The following is an 11,340-nucleotide window of genomic DNA, read 5'->3' as shown; positions in this document are numbered from 1 at the left end:
GCCGGCGGGCGGGTCACCGTGCGCCCACCGAGAAGATCCCGTGAGCGCCGGCCTCGGCCCGCACCATCCCGTGGTCCACGAAGGGATAGTGGCCCGACTCCGGGAACACCCACTCGGCGAAGCCACCCTGCGCCGGGGCCAGGTCCAGCACCTGGGCCCCGCCAGGGTCGCCCTTGCGCAGCAGGTAGGCGCCTTCCTCGTAGACCGTGTCGAACGGCACGCCCACCACGTGGAAAGCGGTTCCTGAAGTCGGGCCCGCCGCCACCACCCAGGCCCGCACCCGCTCCCCGGCCCTGGCCTTGACGGGGGCGTGGTCGTATCCGGCGGCGGTGCCGTTGAACATCCAGCCGTCGGGCCGCACGTCCCGGATCTTGGCCGCCTGGGCTGCGTCTCCGGGCTGGCCGAGGTACAGCTCGCCCTGGACGAACAGGAACTCCCGGTCGACCCGCGGCAGGCCCGGCGGGTCGATGATGACGGCGCCGTACATGCCGTGGGCGATGTGCTGGCTCATCGGCATGGTGGAGCAGTGGTACAGCCAGGCGCCTGCCCGGTCGGCACGGAAGCGGTAGGTGAGCCGCTCACCCGGGTCGATGGTGCGCATCGGTCCGTCGGGAGCCAGGGCCCCGGCATGGAAGTCGATCCCGTGTCCGATGAGCCCGTCGTTGACGAACGTGACGACGAAGGTGTCGCCGACCTTGCCGCGCAGCACCGGGCCGGGAACCGTGCCGTTGAACGTCCACATCCTGCGGCGCACGCCCGGCGCGACCTCCAGGTCGGTCTCCTTCACGCGGATCTCGACCTGGTGCTCCCTCCCGCTCCGCGCGGGCGGCAACACGGCGTCGTACGGCTGCCAGCCCTGCGACATCGGCGCGGCCGGATCCAGGGAGGCCGCGCCCTGCCTGCCACCTGACTGCCCGCCATCTGGCTGCCCGGTGGCCTGCCGGTGCCCGGTGCCGTGCCCGGTGCCGTCGTGCCCGGTGCCGTCGGGTCCGGCGCGGCCTTCGCCGCCCGGCCCGCCGGCCACACCGGAGGTCGGCTCGATGCGCATGGTCATGCCCGCCGCCCGATGCCCGGCGACGGTGCACCAGCCCTCCACCCCGGCCGCCAGCGGGGCCAGCCGGAGCACGGCGGTCTGTCCCCGCCGGAGCATCGGCGTGCTCTCCCCTGTGGACAGCCGCAGGTCATGGCGCTGGGCGTCGGCGTTGGTGACACGCAGCGTCAGCACCGTGCCCGGGGCGGCGTGGATGACGGCCGGCCGTACCCGCATACCCGACAACGTCACCTCCACCGTCCGCGCGGCCCCGGGAGCGACCTGGAGCTGGGGCGTGGTGGCGCCTCCTGACATCGCCACCGCCACGGCCGCCGCCGTCAGCAGACAGCCGACGGCCACGCCCAGCGGCGTGGCCCGGCTTCGCCCCTCCCGGTGGCGCGCCCGCGCGAACGCGGTCACGGCCAGCATGACGAACGCGGCCACGGGCGCGAGGACGAGGGCCCAGCCCGCCACGTCGAAGAAGGCGGGAACCGGCAGAGCCAGCAGCGCCACGCCGAGCGTGGCGGAGACCAGCCGGTACCTCCAGCCCCTGGCCAACAGGTCGGCGTTCTCCTTGAAACGGATCGGCCCGCCCCCGAGCACGGCCGGCAGCAGGTGCATCAGTGAGCCGAGCAGCACCTGCGGGAGGAACCCGGCGAGCATCAGCGGCAGCAGCGGCTCCAGGGCGGGCGCGAGATCGTCGGGACCGTGCATGACGACGAGGACGAGGTCGACGACCAGTGCGACGCCGAACCACGCCACCCCCGCGCCCACCGTCCAGGCCGCCCCCGTGTGCGGGCGGCGCCGCCGTACCGTCTCGGCCAGAGGGGTCAGCGCGACACCCACGGCGGCGAGGTAGACCGCCAGTCCGGCCACCGCCACCCACCGCAGCCCCAGCAGCAGGCCCGACAACGTCAGCACCAGACCCGCGACGGCCAGCCACAGGGCGATGCGCGAGCAGCGCCGCGTCAGCACGGACAGGCGGGTGCGCAGGAGCGTCGGCCACAGCATGAACAGCGTGCCGAGCACCGTGAGAGCCACCCAGCCGAGCAGGTTCAACTGCGCGTGGGCGGCGTGCATCCGCTCGTGGAGTACGCCGTGCCCGACGTGGGCGGCCAGCAGGCCGCCCAGCGTTCCGCCCACCGCCAGAGCGCCCATGGCGGCCAGATACCAGCCGATGATGTGGCCGAGCTGCCCCGGCAGCGCCCGCCTGGTCATCCCGGCCAGCACCATCGCATGCCAGACGACCACCGCCACGACCGCCACGGCCCCGGCCGCTGCCACCGGCCACGGTCCGACGGACACGCCGGCCAGGACCGCCACGGTGGCGGCGTTCAGCGTGCCCAGCCGGATGAGGCTGCCGCGCCGGTCCGGCGCCGGGGCGCGGAGGATCGCCGCGGCGAAGTGCTCGCTCCAGATCAGGATCGCCGTGCTGACCGCGCCCAGCAGGAAGAGGTGGACGACCAGCCAGCGCGGCGCGGGCAGCTGCGGCTGGGCCAGGGCGGCGGCCACGGTCAAGCCCAACCAGGCCACCACGACCGCGTTCGCCCGCAGATGCCAGGATGCGCGCGGCCGCGGCGGCGCACCGCCCGGCTTCTTACCGATCATCACCTCGACGGGTGGCATGCCAGCTTCCCTTCGCTCCGAGCCCTGGACGCGATGAGAGACACGACGTATCCGGCGAACGGCGGCACCTGCGCGGCAGCACGCCGGATCCCTTCGGGCAGGCCGGACGCGCCGCGGTCGCGGCGCGGCAAGCCGGAACCATGTCGGCCTCGTCCAACGGTCGTCGTCAGGCTAGGCAACGGCGCCGGGCCGGAGGGCGGGCGAAAGTCCACGAAGCGCGGGTCCAAAGTCCCTCCTGAGTTCCCCGCCGTTTCTCGAGGGACGCTCGGTCCGGCGAACAGGGACCTTGGTCCCTAGGCCGGTGCGACGTCCTTCGCGTGCAATGTGTGTGCTCTCGACAGAGGCGGCCGCAAGGGCAGGCGTCCATGAACGGGAAGGGGTTCCGTGGTGGCTGTGTGTGACGACTTCGCCGAGACGTTCCGGGAGGAGCACCGCGACGCGCGTGACCACCTCCTCGAGCTGATGGCCGCATTCGACGCCCGCGACACGACGCGCGCACGGCGTGCGGTCGCGGCTCTGACGGCCGTCATCGGCCCGCACTTCCGCTACGAGGAGGAATCGCTCTTCCCGCGGCTGATGCCGGTCGTCGGCGAGGAACACGTGGACCGGCTCTTCGCCGAGCACGACGCCGTCATCCGCGATGTGCGCCGGCTGCTGGAACTGGCCGACCGCACGCGGATCGACCCGCTGCGGGCCGAGCACGGCATCGAGCTCGCCCGGCGCGTCCTGTCGCACGTCGGCGAATGTGACGGGCTGTCGCTCATGGCCGAGACGCTGTCATGCGACCAGGTGATCGACATTCTCGCCGCCCGCGACGCCGCCCTGGAGAAGAACCTCGATCTTCTGACCTGGGCGGGCACGGTCCGGGCGCGCGACACAGGAGGAACGATATGACAACCGTGCAGGCACCCGCCGGCGCGTCGACGGCCGCCACGAGCGGCAGGACGACGGCGCTCCTGCTGGCCACCGCCGGCTTCGCGGTGAACTTCTGGGCGTGGGCGCTGCTCAGCCCGCTCGGGCCGGTGTACAAGGAACTGCTGGGCCTGACCCCGCTGGAGGTCTCCATCCTGGTGGCGGTCCCTGTCGTCATCGGCTCGCTGGGCCGGATCGTGCTGGGCGCCCTGACCGACCGGTACGGCGGGCGGCTGATGTTCGCCGTGGCCAGCCTCCTCGGCGTGGTGCCCGTGATATTCCTCGCCTTCGCCTCCAGCTATCCCACCCTGCTCGCCGGAGGGCTCGTCCTGGGCCTGACCGGCGCCACCTTCGCCATCGGCGTGCCGTTCGTCAGCGCGTGGTTCCCGCCCGAGCGGCGCGGCCTGGCCCTGGGCATCTTCGGCATGGGCAACATCGGGACCGCGATCTCCGGATTCGCGACGCCGTGGATCGCGGCTCAGTACGGCCGGCCGGCCCCCTTCCTCGTGGTCGCGGTGGCCATGGTCGCCGTCGGTGTGGCCTTCCTGGTGATCGGCCGCGACGCGCCCGGAACCCGGCCGGCCGCCGAGCCGTTCCTGACCAGGTTCGTGACGGCGGCCAGGCTGCGCATCACCCGGGAACTGGCCGCCATGTACGCGCTGACCTTCGGCGGTTTCGTCGCCTTCGGCGTCTACCTGCCGCTCTACCTGAAGGCCGAGTACGGGCTGACCACCGCCGACGCCGCCGCCAGGGCGGCCGGTTTCGTGCTGCTCGCCACGCTCGCCCGCCCGGTGGGCGGCTGGCTGTCCGACCGGATGGGCGGCGAGAAGGTGCTGTCGGCGGTGCTGGCCACCGTGGTCGTCTGCGCCATCGTGGTCTCCTTCGCCCCCGTCATGGTCGTGGCCACGCCCGGATTCCTCGTCATGGCCGCCGCGCTGGGCCTGGGCAACGGCGCCGTCTTCGCGCTGCTCGGCCGTGGCGTCCCCGGGTCCATGGTGGGCAGCGCCACGGGAGTGGTGGGCGCCGCGGGCGGTCTGGGCGGCTTCCTCCCGCCCATCGTGATGGGCCTGATCTTCCAGTCCACCGGCTCCTACGCCATCGGGCTGATGCTGCTGGCGACCATGGCCTGCGGGGCGTTCGTCTACTGCTGGTTCATCCTCCGCCGGCGCGCCTGAACGGTCCGCGGACGGGCTCGTGCCCGTTGCCTGTCCTCGCCGGTCACTCGGGAACGAGCTGTTCAGGGGTGATCCTGTCCCAGGCGGGAAGGGGGAGCATGATCGCGGCAGCGGGGAACAGGCCGTGCTCCTCCTTGTCGATGTGCCGGTGCAGCCGCTGGACGGCGGCGAGGACCAGCGCCCAGTCCGGGACCGCCCGGTTCACGCCGAGGAGCGCCTCATGGATGTCGGCGTGCTCGGCGCACAGGCGGTCCACCTCGTCGGCGAGTGTCCCATCCGCTCGCAGCTCCGCGAAAAGACCGCTCTCTTCGGTGGCGGTGTGCGGAACCAATCGGGTGAGCAGGGCGTCCAGCAGCGCCAGGGACTCGTCGTGGCGGCCGTCGTTGATCGACCTGCGCAGAGCGCCGGCGATCTCCTGGATCTCCACGTGCTCCCTGGTGAGCTGCCCGATCAACGGGAACTCCCGACATCCGCAGTAATTGCACATCTCTGACCTCATCGTGTGGTTTTGTGGCCAAGGATGCCCGCCCGTCCAGCGTGCGGGCAGGGCCGACAGACCCGTTCCGAAGGGTCGTTCGGCCCTCGTGAAATCGCCGGGTGGTCGGGACAGGAGATCCCGACACCGGCCAGGCGGTCACCGCCTTCGCTGCGACGGATCACGGACTGCCATGGCGGACGGTGCCGCGTCAGGGGCGCCACGGCCGTGCGTCGAGGACTTCGTGGAGGGGACGGCGCGTCACGGCCGGGACCGGTGGACCGTATCCCAGCCTCAGGAGCATCTGCACCTGGCCCGGCGTCCCGGCCCGCAGCCCGCCGTACCGGTCGTCTCCGAGATCCAGCGGTTGGCTGAACAACGACGCCGACACCCCGTGGGCGGTGGCGGTGAGCAGGAGCCGCTGCAGGGCCTGCCCCGCGGCCAGCCAGTCGCGCGGGCCGTCGCCGCCGGTCAACAGGGCGGCGATCTGCGGATCGCCTTCGTAGGCGGCCACCTCCAGCCGGGTCCCGAGGCTGAAGTCACGCAAGGGGAACCCGCTGTCTCTCGGACGCGGGCCGAAGGCGTGGCTCGGAACGCCGTCCGCGCGCGGGCCGTCGCCCGTCCAGCGGGACAGCTCGCCACGGTAGGCGTCATCGCTGAACAGCGCCCGATCGGCGGCGGCGATCATGTCAAGAACGCGACGGGCCGCCCCGCCGCGCAGCATGACGAGACTCGCCCCCTCCTGGCGGACAGCGGCGACGAGATCGGCGACGACGTGAGGAGGCAGCGAACGATCGTCGAAGGGAAAACGGTTGGTGCGCCGACAGGGGATCGCGGCATGCAGCCGTCGCTCCTCGGCCGACGGCGGCTCTCCCGGGGCGGTACGGACGACAGCCAGGAGATCGGGCGCCGAGCGCGGTGCGGGCAACGGCAGGACGCGAGCCTCGCACCCGGTCATCCGGATGGACAGCCTCATGTTGAACAACGCCGCTCCGCAGCTCATGACCAGGCAGCGCCCGAGGGGATCGACGACCTTCAGCCGGCGACGGAGGTCGGCGTACACGGAAACACTGTCCTTGAGGTGGTAGAACAGCCACGGCTGGGTGTTGTGCACCGAGGGCGCGGCGATGGCGGCCTCGATCACGCGGCGCACGCCCGAGCGGGTGTCGAAGGGCTTGGTCATGCTGCTCCTCACGTTGCGTCCCAGGTGCGCCCACGCCATCTGCTTCTGAAGGGCCACGCCTGACGCGGGCGGGGAAGGCATGCTCAGGCGCGACGGTTCGAGCCTTGCGCTCCGTCCTTGGCTCGGCGAAGGTCTTTGGTCCCGAAAACCATGACCGTTCGTCACCAGCAGGCGGCGACGGCGGTCCGGCCAGGTCGCGGCGCGCCCCATCCGCTCGTCGGCGAGGCGCGCCGCGCGCCACACCGTGCCCGGGAGTCGGTGACGATAGCTGCCAGACATGCCGCGCAAGATTGGCAATTTCCCCCTATAGGCCAAATCCCGACTTCGAATTAGTCTCCGAGTCATGATCGGGTGCCCTGACCGGGTGCCCGTTCACGTTTCACCCGCCGGGGAGGGTCGTCGAGGTCCCTCCGGCCTGCCCGGCGGTGGGTGACGAGCCTTCCCGGGGTCCATGCAGTCCCTAGGGAGGATTCTCAGTGCCGAGCAACCCCCAATTACCCTCGATCAGGCTCCTGATCACCTCGGCGGCCGCGTTAGCCCTGGTCGCGTCCGCGGCTCCGCCCGCCCTCGCCGGTCCCACCCCCACCCCCACCCCCGCCGACAAGGCGAAATGGACGGCGACCCCGGTGACGGGCGGCGAGCTGGTGGACGGCGCCAAGTCGGCCACCGGCAAGCTGGCCAGGAGCGACGCGGCCTTGCTCAGCGCCACCACGCACGACACCGTCAACGTCGTGGTCAAGCTGGACTACGACTCGCTGGCCGCCTACCAGGGCGGGCTGAAGGGCCTGCCCGGTACCAGCCCTGCGGTGACCGGCAAATCCCTGGACGTGCGCAGCGCCGACGCCCAGAAGTACGGCAAGCACATCGAGCAGGTGGAGAGCGAGTTCCTTGAGGCGCTGGGCCGTACGCTGCCCGCCGCGAAGGTCGGCCAGAAACTGCGGGTCGTCTACGGCGGCATCGCGCTGCGGCTGCCGGCCGACCAGGCCAAGACCCTTGTCAAGCTGCCCGGTGTGGCCGCCGTCCAGGCCGACAAGGCCGAGCAGCTGCTGACCGACTCCAGCCCCGCCTTCATCGGCGCGCCCGCGATCTACAGCAAGCTCGGCGGCAGCGCCGCCTCCGGCAAGGGCGTCAACGTCGGCATCCTGGACTCGGGGGCCTGGCCCGAGCATCCGCAGTTCGCCGACCCCGGCGGCCTGCCCGCGCCGGGCCCGACCAAGGACGGCACGCCCCGCGTGTGCGACTTCGGCGACAACCCGCTCACCCCGGCTCCCGACGTGTTCGCCTGCAACAACAAGCTGATCGGCGGCGCGCCGTACCTGGAGACGTACAACGCGGTCTTCGGCGGCGAGGTCTACCCTGACTCGGCCCGTGACTCCAACGGCCACGGCACGCACACCGCGACCACCTCGGCCGGCGGACCGGTGACCGACGCCAACCCGCTGGGCATCAGCCGCGGACCGATCCACGGCATCGCGCCCGCCGCGCAGGTCTCGGTCTACAAGGTGTGCGGCGCGGAGGGCTGCTTCCCGTCCGACTCCGCACAGGCCGTCGGCCGGGCGATCCTGGACGGCGTCCGCGTGATCAACTTCTCCATCTCCGGCGGCACCGACCCCTACAGCGATCCGGTGGAGCTGGCCTTCCTGGACGCCTACGCGGCCGGTGTGCTGGTGTCGGCCTCGGCGGGCAACGACGGGCCCGGCGCTGGCACGGTCAACCACCTCAGCCCCTGGGTCACCACGGTGGCCGCCTCCACGCAGAGCCGTACCTTCCAGTCCACGGTCACGCTGCGCGGTGCGGGCGGCGTGACGGCCACGGTCAAGGGCGCCTCTGTCACCGGCGGCGTCGACGCGCCGCTGCCGGTGGTACTGGCGTCCGCTCCGCCGTACTCCAACGCGCTGTGCACGACGCCGGCTCCCGCGGGCCTGTTCGCCGGGAAGATCGTCGCCTGCGAGCGCGGCCCCAACCGGGTGCTGAAGAGCTTCAACGTCAAGCAGGGCGGCGCGGCCGGCATGCTGCTGTACAACTCCAGCCCGCTCGACGTCATGACGGACAACCACTGGATCCCGACGGTCCACCTGGACAAGCCCGACGGCGACGCGCTGCGCGCCTTCCTGGCCGCCAACCCCGGCGCCACCGCCTCGTTCACTCAGGGCACCAAGGCGACCTGGCAGGGCGATGCCATGACCACGTTCTCCTCGCGCGGTCCCGGCGGCGACTTCCTCAAGCCTGACGTGACCGCGCCCGGCCTGCACATCCTGGCCGGCACCACACCCACCCCCGAGAGCCCGCTGGAGGGACCGCCGGGCAACCTCTACCAGGCGATCGCCGGCACGTCCATGTCCTCGCCGCACGTGGCGGGCTCGGCGGCGCTGGTGTTCGCCCTGCACCCCGACTGGACGCCAGGACAGGTCAAGTCGGCGCTGGAGAGCACCGCGACCACCAAGGTCACCAAGCAGGACCGGACCACCCCCGCGGACCCGTTCGACTTCGGCGGCGGCCGTATCGACCTCACCCGCGCCGGTGACCCCGGCCTGACCATGGACGAGAGCGCGGCCAACTTCCTGGCCGCGCAGACCGACACGCTCAACCGCATCGACCTCAACCTGCCCTCGGTCAACGCGCCGGTCATGCCCGGCGTCATCACCGCCAAGCGCACGCTCACCAACGTCACGAACGAGACGCTCACCTACACCGCGAGCGGCACCACGGTCGATGGCGCCAAGATCGTGGTCGTGCCGCCGCTGATCTCCGTGAAGCCGGGCAAGAGCGCCAGGATCAGCGTGGTGATCACCGCGCCCGAGCTGCCGGACGGACAGTATTTCGGCCAGGTCAACCTCAAGCAGGTCGGCGGCAAGCGGGATCTGCACCTTCCGGTGGCCTTCGTCCGCAAGGAGGGCGCCGTCCCGATCGACCAGACCTGCGCGCCGGCCGCGATTCCCCGTGACACCGGCGAGTCCGTCTGCACCGTCACCGTCCAGAACAACACCCTGGCCGACGCCGAGGTGACCGCGCTCAGCACGCTCGACAGCAAGCTGCGCCTCAACTCCGTCACCGGCGCCACCAAGATCGGCGCCCAGATCGCCACGGCCAAGCAGACGCTGGCCGCCCGCCAGCCCGACAAGCCCGCCATCGCCCCCGGCGCCAGCCCGGCCGGCTACCTGCCGCTGGATGCCTTCGGCATCACGCCGAGCCCGATCGGGGACGAGCAGGCGCTGAACTTCACCGTGCCGGCGTTCGTCTTCGCCGGTAAGACCTACAACCGCATCGGCGTCACCTCCAACGGCTACAGCGTGGTCGGCGGCACCACCAGCGGAGAGGACGTCACCTTCCAGCCGCAGACCCTGCCCGACCCCGCCCGCCCGAACAACGTCCTGGCGAGCTACTGGACGGACCTCGACGGCTCCGGCACACCCGGGGTCTACGCCGCGACGCTCAGCGACGGTGTCAACCGGTGGCTCGTGCTGGAGTGGCGGGTCAACGCTTTCGGCACCACCAGCCTGAAGGTCTTCCAGCAGTGGATCGGTCTCAACGGGGCCGAGGACATCTCCTACACCTACGATCCCGCCAACCTGCCCGGCGAACCGCCGGCCGGCACCGGCCTGACCGTCGGCGCCGAGAACGACGAAGGTACGGCGGGCGGCCAGATCACCGGACCGCCTACCACCGACCTGCGCGTGACCAGCACGCCAGGCGCGCCCGGCGGGGTGCTGACCTACACGATGAGGATCAAGGGGGTGGCGACGGGCGTCGGCTCGGTCACCACCGCCACGTCCACGCCGCAGGTCAAGGGCATCACCGTCGAGGTGGACAAGATAACCGTGCAGTAGCCTTCTGAGGGGCCCGGCCCGCCGGGCCCCTCACCTGTCGAGGTGCTCGGGCCGTTCCCTGCGGACCCAGGTCACCCCGCGCACGCCGGCCAGCTCGACCTCGGGCCCGTCACACACGACGACCACCTGGCCTGGACGGAGCTCCCGCGACAACCGGGCACCGGCCACGTCCGCCAGAGCCTCACGGAACTCCTCGACGGGCACGGCGATCGCCACGATGTAGGAGACCTTCATGGCTCGTGCGCGGCTGGGTCGATCCCACGGGCGACGAACCGGCGGCGCGCCGAACGGTTCATGACAGCCAGAATCGGCAGCCGGCGTTCCTCGCGTCAAGCCCGCCCGAGACACGGGAGAGGGGAGATGCGTCGCCCGAGACGGCCGGGGAAGCCGGGCAGGGTCGCGTCTACGGTGTCCCGACATGTGAGCCCCCGCCCGCCGGAGAACGGCGGGCGGGGGCTCCTTCGCGTGTCAGCCTTCGAGCGAGCTCGCGGGCGAGGCCGGCGTTTCGACCGCCTCCAGCCCACCGCGCAGACGGTCCTGACAGGCGGAACCAAGGGTCAGGTGCGCGGGACGCGCCAGCGCCAGAACTGGTCCGTCCACGGGCCCTGCTCCTCCATTTCGAGAAGGGTTTCCAGGTCCTGGGCACCCTCTCTCGGAGCGATGACGAGATCGGGCTTCTTGGGGGAGGCGATGAGGAAGTCGGCCTGGGCCGGGATCAACTGCGTGCCCGTGGAACGGTCTTGACGATCATGAAGGCGCCTTTCGTCGGAAGGGTGCGTCTAGTTCACACGCATACGCCATCATGACCAGGAGTGATGATTCGCTACCTTAAGCCAGGTTTCGTATTGTCCCAAGGGCCGACATCAAGGTTCATGCACCCGCGATCGTCGGCGAAGGGCCCTGGTGGCCGCATGATTCCATACGAAGAGCCCCGATTCCTCGGGGCCCGTTTTCCTGCGTCACTCGCGGATGATGTCGACCGCCGGCGACAGGAATGCAAAGAGGCGTGGGGGGGCTGGGCACCCACCCCACAGGGGTTTTATGGCCGGGGGGTGTGGGCGTTTAGGGGTTTTTTTTATGGGTTTGGAATTTTTATAATTTGTGAGTGGTTT

8 protein-coding genes are annotated in these 11,340 nt (G+C 71.2%); 3 read left to right on the top strand and 5 right to left on the bottom strand.

Annotated features, from left to right (window positions below; all coding sequences use genetic code 11):
• Positions 1–13: 13 nt before the first annotated feature.
• Complete coding sequence (locus tag ABZX22_RS21080) at positions 14–2,656, bottom strand: multicopper oxidase domain-containing protein (protein ID WP_354911500.1); 2,643 nt, start codon at positions 2,654–2,656, stop codon at positions 14–16.
• Positions 2,657–3,040: 384 nt separating this feature from the next.
• Here ABZX22_RS21080 and ABZX22_RS21075 point away from each other — a divergent pair, with 384 nt between their 5' ends.
• Both ABZX22_RS21075 and ABZX22_RS21070 read left to right on the top strand, forming a co-directional pair.
• Entirely contained in the window at positions 3,041–3,550 is a 510-nt protein-coding gene (locus ABZX22_RS21075; RefSeq protein ID WP_354911498.1) for a hemerythrin domain-containing protein, read from the top strand.
• Positions 3,547–4,743: an MFS transporter gene (locus tag ABZX22_RS21070; RefSeq protein WP_354911495.1), complete on the top strand. Its 1,197-nt coding sequence runs from the start codon at positions 3,547–3,549 to the stop codon at positions 4,741–4,743. Before ABZX22_RS21075 ends, ABZX22_RS21070 begins: the two co-directional genes overlap by 4 nt.
• A gap of 43 nt (positions 4,744–4,786) precedes the next feature.
• Here the strand turns inward: ABZX22_RS21070 and ABZX22_RS21065 are convergent, their stop codons facing one another.
• Entirely contained in the window at positions 4,787–5,197 is a 411-nt protein-coding gene (locus ABZX22_RS21065; RefSeq protein ID WP_354911492.1) for a hemerythrin domain-containing protein, read from the bottom strand.
• 232 nt (positions 5,198–5,429) lie between these two features.
• Positions 5,430–6,401 (bottom strand): hypothetical protein, encoded by a 972-nt coding sequence (locus ABZX22_RS21060; protein ID WP_354911491.1) that lies wholly within the window; start codon positions 6,399–6,401, stop codon positions 5,430–5,432.
• A gap of 476 nt (positions 6,402–6,877) precedes the next feature.
• Between ABZX22_RS21060 and ABZX22_RS21055 the strand changes: the two genes are divergently transcribed.
• Entirely contained in the window at positions 6,878–10,228 is a 3,351-nt protein-coding gene (locus tag ABZX22_RS21055; RefSeq protein ID WP_354911489.1) for a S8 family serine peptidase, read from the top strand.
• Between the two features lie 30 nt (positions 10,229–10,258).
• Here ABZX22_RS21055 and ABZX22_RS21050 read toward each other — a convergent pair whose 3' ends face one another.
• The gene (locus tag ABZX22_RS21050) at positions 10,259–10,462 is read right to left on the bottom strand and encodes a hypothetical protein (RefSeq protein WP_354911487.1); all 204 of its coding nucleotides are present in this window, start codon (positions 10,460–10,462) and stop codon (positions 10,259–10,261) included.
• A gap of 323 nt (positions 10,463–10,785) precedes the next feature.
• Positions 10,786–10,947 carry a hypothetical protein gene (locus tag ABZX22_RS21045; RefSeq protein ID WP_354911485.1) on the bottom strand — a complete coding sequence of 54 codons (162 nt, stop codon included), beginning with the start codon at positions 10,945–10,947 and terminating at the stop codon, positions 10,786–10,788.
• Between the last annotated feature and the right edge of the window lie 393 nt (positions 10,948–11,340).

This window comes from Nonomuraea sp. NPDC003804, from assembly GCF_040610675.1.
Lineage (GTDB): Bacteria > Actinomycetota > Actinomycetes > Streptosporangiales > Streptosporangiaceae > Nonomuraea.
This window is presented reverse-complemented; position numbering and strand designations above follow the sequence as displayed.